At 62.7% G+C, this 19252-nt stretch carries 18 protein-coding genes and 1 pseudogene; 9 read left to right on the forward strand and 10 right to left on the reverse strand.

Translation table 11 applies throughout. The features are described from left to right. The first annotated feature begins 9 nt into the window (after nt 1–9). Both LIW51_RS10855 and LIW51_RS10860 read left to right on the forward strand, forming a co-directional pair. Nucleotides 10–3591 (forward strand): Eco57I restriction-modification methylase domain-containing protein, encoded by a 3582-nt coding sequence (locus LIW51_RS10855; RefSeq protein WP_227374154.1) that lies wholly within the window; start codon nt 10–12, stop codon nt 3589–3591. A 124-nt stretch (nt 3592–3715) separates the two neighbouring features. After that, nucleotides 3716–4021 (forward strand): DUF7969 family protein, encoded by a 306-nt coding sequence (locus LIW51_RS10860; protein ID WP_227376788.1) that lies wholly within the window; start codon nt 3716–3718, stop codon nt 4019–4021. 214 nt (nt 4022–4235) lie between these two features. On the opposite strand, the gene LIW51_RS10865 is transcribed toward LIW51_RS10860, so the two are convergent. The 3 genes from LIW51_RS10865 to LIW51_RS10875 all read right to left on the reverse strand — a co-directional run bounded on the left by LIW51_RS10865 (nt 4236) and on the right by LIW51_RS10875 (nt 6608). Continuing rightward, nucleotides 4236–4577, reverse strand: coding sequence for a hypothetical protein (locus LIW51_RS10865; protein WP_227374155.1), 342 nt, complete (start codon nt 4575–4577; stop codon nt 4236–4238). 58 nt (nt 4578–4635) lie between these two features. Then, the gene (locus tag LIW51_RS10870) at nt 4636–6093 is read right to left on the reverse strand and encodes an RtcB family protein (protein ID WP_227374156.1); all 1458 of its coding nucleotides are present in this window, start codon (nt 6091–6093) and stop codon (nt 4636–4638) included. Nucleotides 6094–6164: 71 nt separating this feature from the next. Next, nucleotides 6165–6608: an archease gene (locus tag LIW51_RS10875; RefSeq protein ID WP_227374157.1), complete on the reverse strand. Its 444-nt coding sequence runs from the start codon at nt 6606–6608 to the stop codon at nt 6165–6167. A 104-nt stretch (nt 6609–6712) separates the two neighbouring features. On the opposite strand from LIW51_RS10875, the gene LIW51_RS10880 reads away from it, so the two are divergent. The 3 genes from LIW51_RS10880 to LIW51_RS10890 all read left to right on the forward strand — a co-directional run bounded on the left by LIW51_RS10880 (nt 6713) and on the right by LIW51_RS10890 (nt 9329). Then, complete coding sequence (locus LIW51_RS10880) at nt 6713–7201, forward strand: GNAT family N-acetyltransferase (protein ID WP_227374158.1); 489 nt, start codon at nt 6713–6715, stop codon at nt 7199–7201. Nucleotides 7202–7356: 155 nt separating this feature from the next. Beyond that, complete coding sequence (priS, locus tag LIW51_RS10885; protein WP_227374159.1) at nt 7357–8529, forward strand: DNA primase small subunit PriS; 1173 nt, start codon at nt 7357–7359, stop codon at nt 8527–8529. Continuing rightward, nucleotides 8526–9329, forward strand: a complete 804-nt coding sequence (locus LIW51_RS10890) for a DNA replication complex subunit Gins51 (RefSeq protein WP_227374160.1) — start codon at nt 8526–8528, stop codon at nt 9327–9329. The genes priS and LIW51_RS10890 overlap by 4 nt, the downstream gene beginning before the upstream one ends. A 133-nt stretch (nt 9330–9462) precedes the next feature. Here the strand turns inward: LIW51_RS10890 and LIW51_RS10895 are convergent, their stop codons facing one another. The 3 genes from LIW51_RS10895 to LIW51_RS10905 all read right to left on the reverse strand — a co-directional run bounded on the left by LIW51_RS10895 (nt 9463) and on the right by LIW51_RS10905 (nt 12861). Continuing rightward, on the reverse strand, nt 9463–9813 hold the full coding sequence (locus LIW51_RS10895; protein WP_227374161.1) for a putative quinol monooxygenase: 351 nt from the start codon (nt 9811–9813) through the stop codon (nt 9463–9465). Between the two features lie 547 nt (nt 9814–10360). Then, nucleotides 10361–12622: a CDC48 family AAA ATPase gene (locus LIW51_RS10900; RefSeq protein WP_227374162.1), complete on the reverse strand. Its 2262-nt coding sequence runs from the start codon at nt 12620–12622 to the stop codon at nt 10361–10363. Continuing rightward, nucleotides 12619–12861 carry a DUF7127 family protein gene (locus tag LIW51_RS10905; protein ID WP_227374163.1) on the reverse strand — a complete coding sequence of 81 codons (243 nt, stop codon included), beginning with the start codon at nt 12859–12861 and terminating at the stop codon, nt 12619–12621. The genes LIW51_RS10900 and LIW51_RS10905 overlap by 4 nt, the downstream gene beginning before the upstream one ends. Before the next feature lie 149 nt (nt 12862–13010). Between LIW51_RS10905 and LIW51_RS10910 the strand changes: the two genes are divergently transcribed. After that, the gene (locus tag LIW51_RS10910) at nt 13011–13787 is read left to right on the forward strand and encodes an alpha/beta fold hydrolase (protein WP_227374164.1); all 777 of its coding nucleotides are present in this window, start codon (nt 13011–13013) and stop codon (nt 13785–13787) included. Here LIW51_RS10910 and panB read toward each other — a convergent pair whose 3' ends face one another. Then, a complete protein-coding gene (gene panB / locus LIW51_RS10915) occupies nt 13788–14597 on the reverse strand; it encodes a 3-methyl-2-oxobutanoate hydroxymethyltransferase (RefSeq protein WP_227374165.1) in 810 nt (269 codons plus the stop codon). A gap of 103 nt (nt 14598–14700) precedes the next feature. Between panB and LIW51_RS10920 the strand changes: the two genes are divergently transcribed. Then, a complete protein-coding gene (locus tag LIW51_RS10920; RefSeq protein ID WP_227374166.1) occupies nt 14701–14943 on the forward strand; it encodes a DUF5822 domain-containing protein in 243 nt (80 codons plus the stop codon). A 21-nt stretch (nt 14944–14964) separates the two neighbouring features. Here LIW51_RS10920 and LIW51_RS10925 read toward each other — a convergent pair whose 3' ends face one another. From LIW51_RS10925 to LIW51_RS10935, 3 genes are read right to left on the reverse strand one after another with little or no spacing between them, the layout of a single operon-like run. Next, on the reverse strand, nt 14965–15483 hold the full coding sequence (locus LIW51_RS10925) for an HAD family hydrolase (RefSeq protein ID WP_227374167.1): 519 nt from the start codon (nt 15481–15483) through the stop codon (nt 14965–14967). Between the two features lie 42 nt (nt 15484–15525). Further along, nucleotides 15526–15933: a DUF7522 family protein gene (locus LIW51_RS10930; RefSeq protein WP_227374168.1), complete on the reverse strand. Its 408-nt coding sequence runs from the start codon at nt 15931–15933 to the stop codon at nt 15526–15528. 41 nt (nt 15934–15974) lie between these two features. Then, nucleotides 15975–17099: an acyl-CoA dehydrogenase family protein gene (locus LIW51_RS10935; RefSeq protein WP_227374169.1), complete on the reverse strand. Its 1125-nt coding sequence runs from the start codon at nt 17097–17099 to the stop codon at nt 15975–15977. A gap of 143 nt (nt 17100–17242) precedes the next feature. Between LIW51_RS10935 and LIW51_RS38515 the strand changes: the two are divergent. Both LIW51_RS38515 and LIW51_RS38520 read left to right on the forward strand, forming a co-directional pair. After that, a pseudogene (locus LIW51_RS38515) lies at nt 17243–17899 on the forward strand (prolyl oligopeptidase family serine peptidase); the annotation flags it as partial. Between the two features lie 70 nt (nt 17900–17969). Further along, entirely contained in the window at nt 17970–19250 is a 1281-nt protein-coding gene (locus LIW51_RS38520) for a prolyl oligopeptidase family serine peptidase (RefSeq protein WP_255766651.1), read from the forward strand. Nucleotides 19251–19252 lie beyond the last annotated feature (2 nt).

The raw sequence follows: 19252 nt of genomic DNA on the forward strand, positions 1-19252 counted from the left end.
GAATAGATAATGACCGACGCCGCGACAGCTTACGACCGAGCGTTCCTCGAGGAGAACGGATACTTCTCGCGGGAAAGCTCCGACGCGACCGCGGTCGATGGCGAATCGATTCCGTTCGCCTTCGACCCTCGGAGTCGTCTCGCCTACTTCGAGGATATCGACCCGGACACGCATTCGGAAGTAGTGAAAGAGCTGCGGCGTACTCGTAATTTCGACTACTACTGGTTCTGGAACGCGGACGATGCGCGCGTCGCCGTCTACCGAACCCACGGTGAGAACAAGTGGTTCGTCTTCAACCAGTCGCTCTCCCGATCGGACGACGCGGTATCGAGCGATCGGTCGAAACTCGAAACCATCGATACCGGGTTCAACGACTTGTTCGACATCCGGGCGGTCGTCAACCGATTCTACCGCCAGCTCTGGGACATCCGTCTCGACTTGGCACGCGCCTACGACGTACCGGCCAGCGACGAAGTATCCGACAAGGAGAAACTGCTGGCGGCGCAACGAACCATCGACCGCCTCATCTTCAGTTACTTTCTCGTCGAGAAGAACATCATTCACGCGATAGACGACGCGAACCAGCGCTTGGAGTTGGATTCCAAGGAGACGTTTCTTCAACTGGAGCAATACACCGAATTCGGCGATTTTCTGAACGAGATCTTCTTCGAGTATCTCAACAGCAAAGATCCGAACGAGTATCCGATCACGGACTCCGTCTCCATCTTCATCCCGTACCTGAACGGCGGGTTGTTCCGCGAACACCGGATACCGACGAGGACAGGCGGGACCGTCTCCGAACGCGATTTGGACACGACCAGCTTCGACTGGCGTAACTTAGTCGACGAACTCAACGGTTACAACTGGCTCATCGACGACTACCCAGACACGGAAAACGAGGGGAACGCTGCCGCATTCGGCGGTCGGGACACCGCGAACAAGCTCTCCCCGGCAGTCCTGGGTCACATTTACGAGAAGTTCGTCATCACGATCAGCGAACTCTCCGAAGAGGAGCAAGTGACGCTCGACGAACTAGACGATCTCGACATCACGGATAGCGGCGAGCAACTGCTGAAGGGGAACAAGAAAGCCGGCGCGTACTATACTCCAGATTACATCGCCACGGAGAATACCAGAGAGACGCTCTGGTCGCGCGTCACGAATCTTCTGGTTCGAGAGCACGGAATCGATGGTGAGACGTTCCCCGGGCCGGTGGAGTACTTCGAGCGAGCGTTGAATCCGGAGGCGGAGAACCCGGAAGGCGTCACGCTCGAACTGATGGACGGCGTGCTGGCCGAACTAACCGCGCTCGACCCGAGTGTGGGGAGCGGTGCGTTCCTCCGCTCACTAGGTGACATCCTGGAAGACTGGCGGATCAAGTGTAGTCGGGACGCAACGCCAGACAAGTACCGAATCAGGCGGAGCATCGTCAGAAACTCGCTTCACGGCGTCGACCTGCTGGAGGGCGCGACCGAGATCTGTAAGTTCCGTCTGTGGTTGTGGCTCATCAGCGCGTCGACCGTCGATCTGACCGGTGAGAATCCGAAGTCCGAACCGCTTCCGAACATCGATTTCAACGTTCGTCAGGGAAATAGTCTAATCGGTGTGGCGAGTGCGGACGTGCGCTCTCTCCTCGAACTCGAGGAGTTCGACTGGATCGACGGCGAGCGGATCAAGTACCCCGAAGCGGTCGAACAGTATCAGAGCGACATCGCCGAGTATCAGCGAACGCACGGTGCCGCGGCCGAGGAAGTCCGCCAGCGCCTACTCGGAGAACGAGAGCTGCTGAACGAGAAGCTCAACAGCGTGTACGTGAAGGAACGCGACGTTCGCGTCGAACAGGACGTTTCGAGTTTCGACAAGTACCTCGAAATCATTGACGAAGTCGAGGGACGCGTAAAGCTCAACCTCGATTTCGACAGCGCCATGCGGGACGAAGAGCGCAGTCTGGTATCCGGTTGTGGCTTCCGCGAACAGAAGAACTGGAAAACGACCGCGTATCATAGAGACACTCGGAAGACGAGTGCATCCGCGATCGAAGAGGTGTTCGAAATGATGGCCGATCAGGGAAGCGTCAGCGTCGAACGTCCGCTCCTGAAAAGCGATATCGAAACGCTCGAACCGTTCCACTGGTTGTTCGAGTTCCCGGAATCGTACGCGCCAAACAGGGGGGTCTATTTCGACATTATAATCGGCAACCCGCCGCACGGAAGCACCCTCCGCGGCACGCAGAAGCGAATCCTGGAAGACACGTACGACCTCATCGAAGACGATCGAGAGGTGGCGAAGATGTTCACCGAGCGTAGCTGGAAACTCACCGATGGAGAGTTGAGTTTCATCGTTCCGAAGGCGGGGACGTACAATTCGACGTGGCGCGACTACCGCGAATTCTGTCAACCGAAGCTCGCTCGGGCACTCGATTTAGGGAAGGCGTTTCGCAACGTCCAACACGAGCAAGTGACGATTCATCTGTCGCAGGATGTGGTGGGTGCGGACAGCTACGAATGCGGTGCACTTCCCGAAGGTGAGACGTACACGGACGATGTGGCGGACATGAAAAAGCCGTTCGCAGACCACCTCGGCACGATTCCGGTGAACGTGTCGCCGGCCGAGCGCGACGTTGCGGAGGGTCTTTACGAGTCCGAACTGCCGCAACTCGGTGATTTCGATATCGACGTTGGCCGCGGAACCGGCCGTCGGTACGCGACGGACGACCCGAGCGAACCGATCGCGTTTCAAGGGAGGGAAGTAAAGCGGTACTTCACGAAGCCGGCCTCCGATCGCGTGGACGATAGCAAAGTGACGGGAAGCGGTCGAAAGCGGATGGCACAGCCGAAGGTGATCGCACAGAATCTGATCGCACACGTTCAGAATCCGTACGACCACGTAAAAATCGCCGCTGTGTACGACCCTTCGGCTTCGTTCAACTTCGAGACAGTTACGAACATCGTGGTGAACGACGACGACGCGCCGTCGAACGCCGTGATGGCGCTACTGCTGAACTCGCCAATCGTGAACTGGTTCACATACATCCTCATCTACAACCGGGCAATTCGAGATATGCACTTCGACGATTACTTCCTTCGGAATTTCGTACTGCCGGAGTCGATTTCGGACGCGGAAACTGCTGCGCTGGAGAACCTCTATTATCTCCTCTCCATCACGCGCGTCGTTGCGAACGACGTGAACCGCACGAACGCGGCGAAGACGCACGACGTACTCGACAACGTCGCAGCCGCCGCGTGCTACGAACTCTATCTCCGTGAGTTGGACGGCGAACGGAAACTCGAGACGCGGCTGTTGTCGCTGCTGATGGAGCGGCTGGCCGACGCCAGCATCGACTACGGAACCTGGTTCACGAACTACGTGAGTCCGTCCGTCTCAGTCGATAGCACCGCCACGAGTCGGATCGCGGAAACCTCGCTGACGCTCGCCGACGAACTCGCAGCGGTCACGAGCGACACCGCTACAGCCACCGAGATGCGACGGATCGCCGAGCACCCGTGGGTGCGGGTCATCGAACGGGATCATCTCGGAGAGGTTGACGGGGACACCGACTGGAGTGGTATCCCGAACTTCGGCCCGCGGTAACGATAGCTCCACCGTACTGTCCGTTACTACAAAGGGAGTATCGAAATCCGAGCATCGACGACGAACTCCCACGCGGATGAGAACCGACGCGCAGTTTACGTTCGCGGAGCACCAACGTCCCTCCATGACCGTTCCCGTCCGCTACTACTGTCCCCACTGCGGCGCTATCGCAACGCTGGAGCGCGACGCCCGTCTCGCTGACAAGTCGGTGACCGCCGACCCCTTGGATGGGTGGGAGTACGCCGACGCCTACGACGAGTTCAAAGCGGCCGACGGCGTCGAACTCGTCTGTGGAGCCGCCGAAACCGACGGCGAGGGCTGTGGCGAGTTGTACTACCTCAACTTCGTGAAGTTTGACCGCGGCGAGGAGCTCGACCCGCAGGTTCCGCTTCGGCCGGAGGACGCGCCGAACTTCGATTTCCGAACGTAGCGCGGCCGAAGCGAACTCACCGTATCCGAAGCCGAAATCCCCACTCGTAGGTGTCGCCGTCGACGCCGTATCAATCTTCGAATCGATACCGGCTCGGCGGGAAACACGACTCGTTTCTCGCGTGGTTCAACACCGACCGCTCAACGTGCGTTCGCTCGCCGGGGTCGAGCGTCCGGCGTTCGACCGCTCTCCGTCCGCCGGAACCGTCACTCCGCTAGCAGCTATCGCACCTGTCGTCCGACTGCGTCTCGTACTCGAGTACGAGTTTCGAACTATCCGTCGCGGCGCTCACCGTGTCCGCGAACGGGCCGGGGTAGCCGAATCGAAACGTCCGCGGTTCGTCGGCGGTACACTCGAAGTCGACTCGGAGACGAGGCGGATGCTCCGGCGTCGCCGACGAGACCAGTTCCGCGGAGAGCGTCGCCGGCAAACCGTCGGGCACCGGGTCGGTCTCGATGGAAAACTGCGCCCCGTCCGAAGAGAAACCGAGGAAGCCGCCGAGACACCCGGCGGTAGCGCTCGCGGCGAGCGCGCCGAGCACCGCTAGTCGTTGCATACCTCTCGTTCGGCGCAGTAGTATCAAAATTTTCTGATTAGTAAAAAGAACGTTTGGGTTATCCCTTGATGTTGCACACCGGGTACGTTCGAGCCACCTTGTCGCCGATGCCGAGCGCGTCGGACACCGCCACGACTTCGTCCACGTCCTTGTAGACGCCCGGCGCTTCCTCCGCGACCGTCGCGCCGCTCTGGGCTTTGACGTAGATGTGCTCCTGTTGGAGTTCGTCCTGCACGTCGCCGCCCCAGTAGTCGTTTTTCGCCTGCGTTCGGCTCATGACGCGACCCGCGCCGTGGGCAGTCGAACCGAAGCTGAGGTTCATCGACTCCTCGCCGCCGCGGAGGACGTAGCTTCCCGCGCCCATGCTTCCGGGGATGATGATGGGCTGGCCCACATCGAGATACGCGCCGGGCACCTCGGGATGGCCCGCCGGGAACGCTCGCGTCGCGCCCTTGCGGTGGACGTACAACTCGCGGTTTTCCCCGTCCACCTCATGCGTCTCCTTCTTGGCGATGTTGTGCGCCACGTCGTACAGCAGTTCCATCTCCATCTCCCGCCACGACCGCCCGAACACGCGCTCGAACACCTGCCGCGTCCGGTGCATGATGAGCTGGCGGTTCACCCACGCGAAGTTGATTGCCGCTCCCATCGCCTGATAGTAGTCGTCAGCGAGGTGACTTCCAGCGGGCGCGGCGGCGAGTTCCTTGTCGGGGAGCTTCGACAGCAGTCCGGAGTGAGTTTTCTCTATCTTCCGCAGGTAGTCGGTGCAGACCTGATGGCCGAGTCCGCGGCTCCCGCAGTGGATGAGCACGACGATCTGATTTTCCGCCAGTCCGTACGCCTCCGCGACGTCCTCCCGGAATACGTCGGTCACGCGCTGGACTTCGAGGAAGTGGTTACCGCTGCCGAGACTTCCGATCTGATTCTTTCCGCGGTCTTTCGCCTTCTGCGATATCTTCGACGGGTCGCTCTCCGTTCGAACGCCCTCGTCCTCGCAGTGGGCGAGGTCGGCCTCGACTGCGTACCCCTCGTCCAGCGCCCACGCCACGCCCCTGTCGAGGATGTCTTCGACGGCGTCGATGTCGCCCTCGACGATGCCACCCCCGCCGAGTCCGGACGGGACGTTGGCGAAGAGGGCGTCCACGAGTTCTTCCTCTCGCCCTCGCAGGTCGTCGTAGGTGAGGTTCGTCCGCATCATCCTGACGCCGCAATTGATGTCGTAGCCGACTGCTCCGGGGGAGATACAGCCCGCCTCGGCGTCGATTCCGGCCACGCCGCCGACCGGGAAGCCGTATCCCTGATGGCCGTCGGGCATACAGAGCGCATGCTTTTGCACGCCCGGCAGGTGGGTCGCGTTCCGCAACTGCTGGAGCGTCTTGTCGTCTGCGATCTGGTCGAGCAGTTTCTCGCTGGCGAACACCCGCGCGGGCGTCCCCATTCCGTCTTCCTGCGGAATCTCCCAGACGTACTCCCGAACCTTTTCGAGCGTGATGTCTCCGGCGGTGTAGGTGGTCATACGATAACGTTCGGCGCGAACCCCGAAGACGTTTCGGAGTCGGGGTGTGCGTCGAAAGCGACGTGAACGGTTTACACGTCGAACACGACGTACGCCCGCCATCCGCCCGACGTCTCCTCGATCACCATTTCGGAGTAGGTCACGGCCTTTATCTCCCGAGCGCCGAGTCCGGCGAGGGGAACGCCGCGGGCGCTTCCGGAGAGAACCCACTCGTCCTCCCGTTCGTCGCTCCCTCGCCCGTCACTTTCTCTCCCCTCGTCGACGCTCGCGTCGTTGTCCACCGGAAGCACCCCGCGAACGTCGCGCTGGTAGATGAGTTCGTCGAGATAGTCGAAGAGGAGCGCCTCTCGTCCCTCGGCGCGCACCGCGATGTCGAATCGCTCGCCGTCGTCCGGAACGTCGTCGCACATCGCCGCGGCCATCCCATCGGCGACGGCGGCAAAGACCGCGGCCAGCGACTCCCCCGTGGCTTCGACCGCGACGTCGGCGGTGTGCTCGCGTAGCGAGAAGTCCATCGTCCGATACTCACTCGCTGCGGGTATCAGGCTTGCCAATCCGGTCGTGTCAACCGGGGCGTATGCCGGTGGAATTATATTGACCTGTCTGCTACTCCCATCCAGTGAGCGTAAATATCGACACGCGCGTCGTCCCGCCGGGCGACAATCGCTACGTCGAGGAGGCGTGGCGACTAAAGGAGCGAATCCGGCAACGGGACGACGTGCTGAAACAACGACGGGGTTTCTTCACGGACGCGTACCGTCGCTCGACCGTCTACTGCTACGTCACGGACGGGGAAGGCGGCGAACGACTCATCGGGTTCGCGGCGGTTCGGCGCGACGGTTACATCCTCTTTCTCGCGGTCGATAGCAATTTCCGAGGTGAAGGGTTCGGTCAGCGATTGGTCGCGAAGGTCGCAGATAACCACAAATCCGTCACCTGTCACGCCCGGACGACGAACGAGAACGCCCTCCAGTTCTACCGTCATCTCGGATTCGAGGTCGAACGTCGAATCGACAACTACTACGAAGACGGCGGCGATGCCTACTATCTCCGGTTGGGCGAGGAGGAGAGTATCGCCAAGCGACTCTCCGATTTTATGCGCGGATGAGCGTTCTTGCGATTTCTTCCCGTGGATTCCGCGTTTCTCCCCGAATCTAGTGCGCGGTCGAGTTCCGAGGGCGGCCAACCGCGATTTTCCCGACGTAACGGGTGATTGAATCGAAGAAACAACGCTTTAATCGTTCGCCGTCTCATGCACGGACGATGGAAGAGCGGACGCGAGCGTATCTCCGAGGCAGGTTCCGCGACCACTACCGGGCGGTAGACCCGACGCTCCCCCCGGGTGCGGATGAGCGCGAGTGGGGCTACATCCCATGGACAGCCGGGCCGGGGACGACGATGGTTCGGCATAGTTCGCTGCTCGACCTCGGCGACCTCGGCGGGTTCCTCGAACGCGAGCGACCGCGACACGTCTACTTCTCCGCCGGGCGGTACGGCGACCCCGGCGCGAGCACGATGGAGGCGAAAGGGTGGCAGAGCGCCGACCTCGTGTTCGACTTGGACGCCGACCACCTCCCCGGCGTCACGCCGGAGACGACCTACGCCGAGATGCTGGCTCGCTGTAAGGACGAACTGCTCGACCTGCTCGATCTGCTCGACCGCGATTTCGGCTTCGATGACGCGACGGTCGTCTTCTCCGGCGGGCGAGGCTATCACGTCCACATCCGGGACGAAGGTATCCGGCACCTAGACCGGGAAGCCCGCCGAGAGGTCGTCGATTACGTCCGGGCGAGGGACGTTGCGTTCGACTCGCTGGTCGAATCCGAAGCGGTCGCCGGTCTCGGACTCAAGAACCCGACGCACAAGCGAACCCTACCGACCGACGGCGGTTGGGGCGGACGTGTCCACTCACACCTCCGTTCGTTCGTGGACGAACTCATGGCGATGGAGGAAGAAGACGCGCTCGAGCGCCTCCAAGAGTTCGACGGTATCGGCACCGGGAAAGCGACGGGAGCGTACAACGCGGCGAAGAACAACCGTCGGGAGATAGAACGCGGGAACGTGGACGTGCATCCCGCGTTCTATCAGCTCGCGCGAATCGTCGCCTCGGAGGTGTTCGCAGCGGAGAGCGCGGCGGTGGACGAACCCGTGACGACCGACACACACCGCCTCATCCGCCTTCCAGGAAGCCTTCACGGCGGGAGCGGCCTCGAAGTGACCCGGATTTCGCGCGACGAACTCGCCGATTTCGACCCACTCGTCGACGCGATTCCGGAGACGTTCACGAGACACGACGTAACTATCGAACTAGAGGAAGGTGCGAAAATTGAACTCGGTGGCGAAAGCTTTACCATTCCAGCAGGCAATGTATCGATTCCCGAATACGTTGCTATCTTCCTCATGGCGCGTGGCCGGGCAGAAAAAGGGAAAGAATGAATCTCGACGAACTCCGCAGCGTCCAGAGCAAGGAGCGCTCGAAGGATAGCCTGCAACATCTACGGGAATCCTTCTACGCAGACGTGGGTGAGTACATCCGCGACCTGCGCGAGGAGCGCGAGCGGGCCGCCGAACGGGCCGACGACCCGTTCGACTCCGCCGAGGTCAATCGGCTGACCGACGAAATACAGACGGCGGAAGAGGTCGTCGAGGCCATCTACGAACGACGAGTGGGAAAAGTCGTCAAACGCGCGAGCCTCGCGGCGGCCGGGATTCCCGCGGACGAGGAGGGGCTGACCAGCGAAGAACAGACCCTGTTCGCCGACCTCGTGGGATGCATCGAGGCGAACAAATCTACCGTGCTCGACGTGCTGGCGGGAGAAGAGCCCGAGATCGAAGCGGGTTCGGGCACGGCTGAATCGACCGCCGACGATTCCGAACCGGCGGCGTCAGAGTCCGCCGGTTCGGCCGACCGACCGCACGACGAAGCGGCGGCGGTCGCGGACGATACCGAACCGTCCGACGCGAAACCGCCGGAGCCACCGGAATCACCGGAGCCGACCGCCGACGAGGAGCCGGACGCGCAGTCCGAGGCGGAACCGTCCGCCGACGAGACGGCGAGCACGCCCGAACCGGCGCTCTCGGACGAGCGAACGATGGTGCGCATCACCCGCGACGTAGGTGCGATACTTGGCGTGGACGAACGAGAGTACGACCTCACTAGCGAAGACGTGGTGACGCTGCCCGCCGAGAACGCCGCGCCGCTCATCGAGCGGGACGCGGCCGAGAAGCTAGAGTAACGATTTACGTTCGCTCGAACCACCAATCGTCCGATTTTAAGGCGGGTCACTGGAAAGGGACAGCCGTGCTCGGCGAATTCGCGTGGCTCGTCGCGCTATTCGAACTCCTCGATCTCTTCAGGAATGACTCGTTTCACTCGGTGCGACCCGCGTCGAGTTCGATTCCGAGTTCGTCGACGTCGAACCGAATCGTCTCCGCTTCGTCCGCTTGGAATCGGCGGGTTTCGATCTTCCCGTCGACAAAGTCCGGAAGCTCGTCCTCGAATGCTCGATAGTAGTCCGTCTCTACGTGCGCCTCCAACGCCGCGACGTCATCGTACTGCTCGAAGAAACGGATCACGTTCGGCTTCTCGACGACGGTCATCGCCTGGTAGGCGACCATCTCCTTCTCTTTCCGCGAGTGCTCGGCGAGAACTTCCGCCGCCTCGACCGCTTCCGCGCGACACTCGGGGTCGATGGGGATGCTCGTATGGACGACTATCATCGTAACCACCCCATCGAAGGACTTCAACAAAATTCTATGGAGAACTACATTTCACGCGATGTACTGACAAATCTGGAATATTTCGTGACTAGCCGAACCGCAACTGATAGCGAAGCAATAGGCCGGTGACACAACCGCCGGAAACGGACTTTTCTCTACGATTTAGAACGCTACAGTACAACTGGAGTCACTAGGGCAAAATACCGCAGTATGGGCGCGTCGTGCGACCCTCGCACGACGCGCCACGAGGCCCAAGTCCTCCCCGCGTCGAAGCAGGCTTCGCCGACCGCTGGCTCAGCCTGCTTCGGGGCGCGTCCGGAAAGCGGCTGGCTGTCCCGTCGTTGTGAATCAGCAGTCGACACAACCGCTAGAAGCTAGCGATTCACCGCGAGTGAGGAGTGAAACGACGAGTGAGCGGTCCGACGACTGAACGGAGCGTAGCGAAGTGAAAGAGGAGTGCTTTTGGTCGAGCTTTTACAGGGAGCCGTCAGGCGTGACGACGGCGGTCGTTGTCACGCCTGACCGCGATCGTCGTAAAAGGTCGTTCTTATTGGAACGTCCGACCGACGGCGCCTTCTTCGGTTTCGGGTTCGGCGGTGTCGAAGCGTTCTTCGATCTCTTCGTAGCGTTCGCGGGTCTCCTCGGTGACGCTCGGGGTCACCTCGTCGAGCGCGTGCTCGAAGTGTTCCGCCGTAATGCGGACGTTACCGACGCTGTCGCCGATCTCCTCGGGCGTGACGCTCTGGACGAACTCGCGGCTCGCGGCCATCGCGGCTTCGCGGCAGACGGCCTCGATGTCGGCACCGACGTAGCCGCCCGTCTCGGCGGCCAGTTCGTCCAAGTCCACGTCGTCGGCCAGCGGCTTGTTCCGGGTGTGCACCTCGAATATGGCCCTCCGAGCGTCCTCGTCGGGGACGGGCACGTGGACGTGCCGGTCGAGTCGGCCGGGGCGAAGGAGCGCCGAGTCGATGAGGTCGGGGCGGTTCGAGGTGGCGATGACGACCACGTCTTCGAGTTCTTCGAGGCCGTCGAGTTCGGTCAGCAGTTGCGAGACGACGCGTTCGCTGACCTGCGAGCCACCGCCTTCGCCGCGTCCGCGCTCCGTGGCGATGGAGTCGATCTCGTCGAAGAACACCACGGTCGGGGCGTTCTCGCGGGCCTTGCTGAACACTTCGCGGACGCCCTTCTCGGACTCGCCGACCCACTTCGACAGCAGTTCGGGGCCTTTGATGGAGATGAAATTGCTGTCGCTCTCGTTGGCGACGGCCTTCGCCATTAGGGTCTTCCCGGTTCCGGGCGGGCCGTACATCAGGACGCCCTTCGCGGCCTCCATGTCCAGCGCCTCGAACACCTCGGGGTAGTCGAGGGGCCACTGGATGGTCTCGCGCAGGCGCTCTTTCGTGTCCTCGAGACCGCCCACCTGTTCCCACGACACGTCGGGAACTTCGACGAACACCTCGCGGAGCGCGGAGGGTTCGATGCCCTTCAGCGCCTCCTTGAAGTCCTGCTCGGTGACCTTCAGCGTCTCCAGCATATCCGCCGGAATCTCGTCCGATTCGAGGTCGAGTTCCGGGCGGACGCGCCGGAGCGCGTTCATCGCCGACTCGCGGGCCAGCGATTCGAGGTCGGCACCGACGAAGCCGTGGGTGTTGTCGGCATACTCCGCCAGGTCGATGCTGTCCGCGAGGGGCATCCCGCGGGTGTGCACCTGCATGATTTCGAGGCGACCGTCGCGGTCGGGCACGCCGATTTCGATCTCGCGGTCGAACCGACCGCCGCGTCGGAGCGCAGGGTCAACCGCGTCCACGCGGTTAGTCGCCGCGATGACCGTCACCTCGCCGCGCTCTTCGAGACCGTCCATCAGCGAGAGCAACTGCGCGACGACGCGGCGCTCCACGTCACCGCCCGCCTCCTCGCGCTTCGGCGCGATGGAGTCGAGTTCGTCGATGAAGATGATGGCCGGGGAGTTCTGTTCCGCCTCCTCGAACACCTCGCGGAGTTGCTCTTCGCTTTCTCCGTAGTACTTCGACATTATCTCCGGGCCGGAGATGGTCTTGAAGTACGCGTCGATCTCGTTGGCGACGGCCTTCGCCATCAGGGTCTTCCCGGTACCCGGCGGACCGTGGAGGAGCACGCCCTTCGGCGGGTCAATGCCGAGGCGGCTGAACAGCTCCGGATGGCGCATCGGGAGTTCGATCATCTCCCGAACCTGTTCGAGTTCGCCCTCCAAGCCGCCGATGTCCTCGTAGGTTACGTCCGGGCGGGCCTGTCCGCCGCCGCTTCCGGCCGCGATCTCCTCGGCGGGGCGTTCGCTGATCTGTATCTCAGTCGAGTCGGTGACAACGACCGTCCCGTCGGGGTCGGTGCTGGCGACCTTGAGCGGAATCGACTGGCCGGAACCCATCCCCATCAGGCCGAAACCGAAGGGGATGGCCTGTCCCTGCGTGATAGCTTGTCCGCTCAGCTTATCGCGGATGTGGGGCGCGATGTTTCCGCGAATCTGGAGGTTCTGCGGGAGCGCGATGGTGACCCGGTTCGCGGGTTTCACGTCGGCCTTCTCGATGGTGACCTTGTCGTCGATTCCGACGCCGGCCTCCTGTCGAAGTTTCCCGTCGATTCGGATGATGCCGCGACCCTCGTCCTCGGGGTAGCCGGGCCAGACGCGCGCAACCGCACGCCCCTGTCCACGCCCCTCAATGACGATGTAATCACCGTTCTCGACTTCCAGCTCTTTCATCGAGCGTCGGTCGACCGCCGCGAGTCCGCGACCCGCATCCTTCTGTTTAAGTGGCTTGACAGTAAGTTTCATCGTCTCACCTCGATACTGACGACACCGTTGTTGATAAACGCTTGCGCCTCTCCCTCTGGCAGTTCGAGTTCGGTCTGGAAGTGCTCGCCGTCGCGTTCCGCGACGACGATAGCCACGTCGTCCAGCACGTCCACGGAAACGTCCGCCGCACCGAAGTCCGCGACGATGACCTCGTCCTCGTCGTAACTGTAATGGCGGGCGACGTAGGCGTCCTGCCGTGATATACGTTCGAGCGACATTGTTGCTAACCCATAGTTAGTCACACTACTATTTATATCTTTCACTGTCGAAGGTGGCTACGTCTTGCGATTCGCTAAAATGCGGTGGAAATGCAGTTCCCACTCGTTCCCGTCCCGAACTTTATGCTCCGGGCACGAGAACGAGGGGTATGGAAACGGTCACGCACCACGGCCGGACGACAGCCTACCGCCACGCGAACCGCGGTGGGACGGGTGACCCTGTGCTGTTTGTCCACGGAAGCGGCGGCACGCACGAACTCTGGAAGGCCCAAATCGCCAGACTCGCCTCCGCGTTCCCCGTCGTCGCCCTCGACCTGAGCGGCCACGGCGAATCCGAGGACGTGGACGCCGACGCGGGGTGGGGCGCGCTCTCGGCGTACGCGGATGACGTGCTGGCGGTCGCCGAGGAGACGGGCGCGCGAACCCTCGTCGGGAACTCGCTCGGCGGTGCGGTCGTCCTGCACCTCGTCCTCGAACGCGAGGTCGACCCGGACGCCATCGCGCTCGTCGGAACCGGCGCGAAACTCTCCGTGATGGACGACCTGCTCGCGTGGCTCGACGAGGATTTCGACCGAGCGGTCGCGTTCCTCCACGACGGCGACCGTCTCTTCCACGATCCGGACGACCGCTACGTCGAACTCTCCAAGGAAGCGATGTACGAGGTCGGCCAACGCGTCACGAGTCGGGACTTCCACTCCTGTCACACTTTCGACGTGCGCGACCGACTGGACGAGATCGTCGTCCCGATGCTCGCCGTCGTCGGCGAACATGATATGCTCACGCCGCCGTGGTACCACGAGTTTCTGGCCGAGAACGTGCACGACGGACAGTACGCGGACATAGAGGGGGCCGCTCACCTCGCCATGCTCGAAACGCCAGAGGCGTTCAACGGAACGCTGACGCGGTTTCTGGACGGGGTTCAATAATCAGTATACGCCGTCGATTTCCTCTTCCACGTGAGAGTGCTCTTCGGCCGGGAACTCGCCCGATTCCACCTCGTCGCGGAACGCCGAGACCGCGCGTTCCATCTCCCCTTTCACGTCGCCGAACTGCTTCGAAAAGCTCGGACTCCAGTCGCCGAGCCCCATCACGTCGTTGATGACGAGCACCTGTCCGTCCGTGTCCGGGCCCGCGCCGATGCCGATGGTCGGGATGGCGAGTTCCTCGGTGATGGTCGCCGCAAGGTTCGCGGGGACGTGTTCAAGGACGAGCGAAAACGCGCCCGCCCTCTCGTGTTCGCGGGCGAGTTCGACCATCTCCTCCGCCGCCTCTCGAGTCGTTCCCTGCCGGGCGTAGCCCAACTGGTTGACGTGCTGCGGCGTCAGGCCGAGGTGTGCCATCACCGGGATTCCGACCTGCGAGAGCGTCTCGGTCAACTCGACGGTGTGGCGTCCGCTTTCGATTTTGACGGCGTTCGCCCCTTCCTCTTTGAGCATCCGGCCCGCGTTCTCGACCGCGCCCTTCTCGTCGTAACCGAAACCGAGAAACGGCAGGTCGGCGACGACGAGCGTCTCCTCGACGCCGCGAACGACCGCGCCGGTTCGGCTCGCCACCTCGTCCACCGTGACGGGAAGCGTCGAATCGTAGCCGAGTACCGCGTTCCCCATGCTGTCGCCCACGAGGATGATATCGATACCGGCGTCGTCCACGATGCTCGCCGTCGGCGCGTCGTACGCCGTGAGCATCGTTATCGGCTCTTCGCCCGCCTTGGCGCGGATGTCCCTCACCGTTGGCATACGTCGTAGTTCTCGTCCGAGGGCTTAATCTGCCCGGTCGGTGACGGTTTCGCCGGGATCCGACCTGACAACGTTTAAGCCCGCCCAGTGCTCGCGTTCATCCGTGCCCGAACCAGTCGAGAGGTACGAGCCGGAGGGCGTGGATTACGGGTGGGTGATGCAGGTCACCTTCGTCACGACCATCCTCGTCGGCGCGCCGGTCGTCGCGGTTCTCGCGTTCGCCTCCGGCGTTTCACTCCCGACGTGGGCCTCCCGGGTTTCCTTCGCCGTCCGCGTCGGCGCTATCGTCTGGTTCGTCACCGCGGTCGCGGTGTACCTCTACGCACGGATGCATCAAGCGGACTGAACGCTCGACCGGATTCGCCGACTACACGTACTCGAAGGTGATTCCCGCGCGCTCCGCCGTCAACTCGTCCCGGCGCGAATCGCCGACGAAGAGCGCGTTTCCGTCGACCCCCAGCGCCCGGAGGGTCGCACGGAGGGGTTCCGGGTCGGGTTTTCGCGTCGCCACCGAGTCGCGGCCGACGACCGCGTCGACGCACTCCGCGAGGTCGTGCGTTTCGAGGCCGACGTGGCAGGCCGCTTCGCAGTTCAGCGAACAGACGCCGACGGGTAACTCGCATTCTACGAGTTCGTCGGCGTGCGGAAGGCGGGTCGAGAGGCGTGCGCCCTCGCACTCGTGTTCGCCGATGACTTCCTCCACCGGGTCGCGGGCGTTCGCCTCGTCGGCCAGGTCGAGCATTTGCCAGAGGTCGGCGTCGCTCGCGTCCACGCCGTGGTCTTCGAGGACACGAGCGACATCTCGCGCCACCTCGTCCCAGTCCACGACGAGGTCGACGAGCGTCCCGTCCAAGTCGTACACTACCGCCGAAACGTCGTCAGTCACGACTCGCCGTAGGCGGGTGGGGAGCAAAGGGACTTCGGTCGGTTACGACTCTATCACGTCTTCGGCCGCCTCGACGAGCTCCGTCACGTCGGTTCCCGGGGAAACCGTGAAAAACAGCCCTTCCTGCCCGACGAGCACTCGGACGAGCGTGACGTTGTCCATGTAGGTTACAAACGCGCGCACCTCGCCCGCGGCGCGGAACACGTCCTCGAAGAGGTCTTTCTCCATGAAATCGACGTGAACGTAGGAAAGCACCTCCTCGAAGTGGTCTATCATGTCCCGTTCGCTCCCGTACAGCGCGAGCGTCGTCTCGTCGGCGTAGAGTGTGTTGAACTCCTCGGTATCGTATTCGACGCAGAGGTGAATTGAGTTGTCCGTCATCTCTCGTAAGGCGGCAACCGCCGCGTCCGCGTCGAACGCGACGAGCGACGAGGAGTCCGAAACGGTCATCGACTCATCCATTTTCCGGATTTGATATAAAACTACTGGGGTTAGTCGAGGAGGTTTCGGGCGATGACTTTCTTCTGAATCTCCGAAGTTCCTTCGTAGATGGTCGTTATCTTCGAATCGCGGTAGAACCGCTCCACGTCGAATTCCGTGGTGTAGCCGTAGCCGCCGTGGATCTGCACCGCCTCGTTGGTAATGTCGACCGCCGACTCGCTGGCGAAGTACTTCGCCATGCTCGCCGCCATCTGGTAGTCTTCCCCGGCGTCCGCGAGTCGGGCCGCGTCGCGGGTCAGCAGGCGCGAAGCCTGCAACTTGGTCTGCATGTCGGCCAGTTTGTGCCGGATGGTCTGGATGTCGGCGATGGGTTTGCCGAACTGCTCGCGCTCCCCCGCGTAGTCGATGGCTTGATCTAACGCGGCCTGCGAGAGACCAACCGCCTGACTGGCGATGCCGATTCGCCCGCCGGTGAGGATGTGGAAGGCCGCGGAGAGTCCCCTCCCTTCCTCGGTAAGCCGATATTCGGCCGGAATCCGCACGTCGTCGAAGATGAGGCTGGTGGTGTCGCTCGCGCGCAGGCCGAGTTTGTCCTCCTTCTTCCCGACCTCGACGCCCGCGTCCTTCGGCACGACGAACTGCGTGATGCTCCGGGGGTCGTCGCGGTCGGTCTTGGCGAAGAGGATGAAAACGTCGGCGCGCTTCCCGTTCGTTATCCACTGTTTCTTCCCGTTGACGACGTACTCGTCGCCCTCCCGGCGCGCCTCGGTGGACATCTCGGCGGGGTTCGACCCGGCCTCCGGTTCCGAGAGCGCGAACGCCCCGACGGGGCGACCGTCGGCCATCTCCGGAAGCCAGCGTTCTTTCTGCTCGTCGTTTCCGAACTCCGCGAGACACGACGTCGCGAGACAGTGCACCGAGAGCGCGGTCGCCACTGAGAGCGCGCCGTAGGCGACCTGTTCGTTGACGACGCTGTAGGTCAGGCTTCCGACGTCGATGCCGCCGTACTCCTCGGGCACCGTCATACTCGTCATATCTAGCTCCGCGAGGCCGTCCCACACGTCCTCGGGGAACTCCTGGTTCTCGTCGCCCTCGGCCGCGGTCGGGCGAATCTCCTCGACGGCGAACTCCCGAACCACGTCTCGAATGGCCCGCTGTTCCGGAGAGAGGTTCATGCCCGCCCTTCGCGCGCCGGAGGAAAAAGATACCCGTTCCGCGCCCGCGCGTCGCAGGTTCTCGGAGGCGTTAAAGTTGTGTCTTCTTTCAGCAGGTTGCCGGTTTCCGACGACGTATTACCCCACTGACGGGAGTCGACGGTATGTCAACGAATCCGCCTCGAACCGAGAAATGCGAAACCGTCGAGACGCTTAACGGCGAGGAGATTCCCGACCCCTATCGCTGGCTGGAAGGCGACGACGAAGTGGTTGGCGAGTGGGTCGCCGCCCAGAACGAGTACGCCGACTCCCGTCTTCGGGGTACTATCCGCGACGAACTTCGCCCGCGATTCGAAGAACTCGCCGAGACGGCGACGTACTTTCCGATCGTGCCCACGTCCGGCAGCTACTTCCAACGAGTCTCCTTCCCGGACGACGACCTCCTCGTCTTGACGGTTCGAGACGACCCCACCGACGAGCGACGCGTGCTCGCCGACCCCAACGAGTGGAGCGACGACGGCAACCTGACGAGAAACTGGTTCTCACCGTCCCCCGACGGGTCGCTCGTCGCCTACGGCGTCACGGAAGGCGGCACCTAGCAGTACGACATTCGCGTCGTCGATGCGGAAACCGGCGACCTCGTGGACGAACTCGAACGGACGGGACGAACCGGCGAGTTCTCCTTCGCGTGGAGCGACGACGGCTTCTACTACGGTCGAACCGGAACGCTCGACGAGAGCGACCAACTCGACAAATCGATCGGGTACCATCGACTCGGCGCGGGCGGAGTCGAGGACGACCGGGAACTTCCGGTCGAACTGGACGACCAAACGTGGGCGCGACTGCACACCGACGCGGACGGCGACCACCTCGTCGTCAATCGTCAATTTCGTGCGCGACTGGGCGCGCTCCGACGTATATCGGGTGCGAGACGGAGAATTCGAACCCCTGGTCGTCGACGAGGACGCCATCTTCGAGCCGAACGTCCGCGACGACCGGATTTTCTTTCGGACGAGCGCCGACGCTCCGAACTACCGAATCGTCGCGACGAGCCTCGAAACCCCCGGAGAATTCGCCACCGCCGACCTCGAATCCGTCGTTCCGGAGCGAGACGCAATCCTGCGCGACTTCGCGTTCGCGGGCGACCGCATCGTGGCCCACTACGAACGCGACGCGATTTCGAAACTCTCGGTCTTCACGCTTGACGGGGAACGCGTCGAGGACGTTTCCCTGCCGGGAGTGGGTTCCGTGGACGGCCTCCGCGGTTCGAACGAAGGCGGCGAGTGTTTCTTCCGGTTTCAGTCGTTCGACCAGCCGCCGACCGTCTACCGGTACGCGGTCGGAGGCGGTCTCGCCGAACTCGACCGCCCCGAGGTGCGAATCGACCTCGAAGTCGAACAGGAGTGGTGCGAATCAGCGGACGGCACGGCGGTTCCGATGTTCGTCGTCCACGCGGACGTCGAACGCGATGGGGACAATCCCGCGGTGCTCTACGGCTACGGCGGGTTCGAGATCAGTCAGACCCCGTCATTCCGACGTTACGCGCTCTCCTTCCTCGAACGAGGCGGCGTCTTCGCCATGGCGAACCTCCGCGGGGGCGGGGAGTTCGGCGAGGCGTGGCACCACGCCGCCCGAGAGGAACGCAAACAGAACACCTTCGACGATTTCGTCGCGGCGGCGGAGCACCTCGCCGACCGAGACTACACCCGACCGGAACGTCACGGAATCGACGGACGAAGCAACGGAGGGTTGACGGTCGGCGCGGCCATCACCCAACGTCCCGACCTGTTCGCGGCCTGCCTCTGCGTCGTGCCCCTGCTCGATATGCTTCGCTTCCACAAGTTCCTACTCGGCGCGTCGTGGACTGCGGAGTACGGGTCGCCCGACGACCTCGAGGCCTTCGAGTACATTCGAGCGTACTCGCCGTACCACAACGTCGAGAAGCGCGACTACCCCGCCGTGCTGTTCAAAACCGCCGAGGGAAACAGCCGGGTTCACCCGTTCCACGCCCGGAAGATGACCGCCCGGATGCAGGAACTGAACACCTCCGACCGACCCATTCTCCTGCGCGAAGAACGAGATACGGGCCACGGAACCGGCAAGCCGACGGAGATGGTCGTGCGCGAGAATCTGGACGAGTGGGCGTTCCTCTTCGAGCAGTTGGGCGTCTGAGT

It is taken from the genome of Haladaptatus halobius (assembly GCF_020618475.1).
GTDB classification, from domain to species: Archaea; Halobacteriota; Halobacteria; order Halobacteriales; family Haladaptataceae; genus Haladaptatus; species Haladaptatus halobius.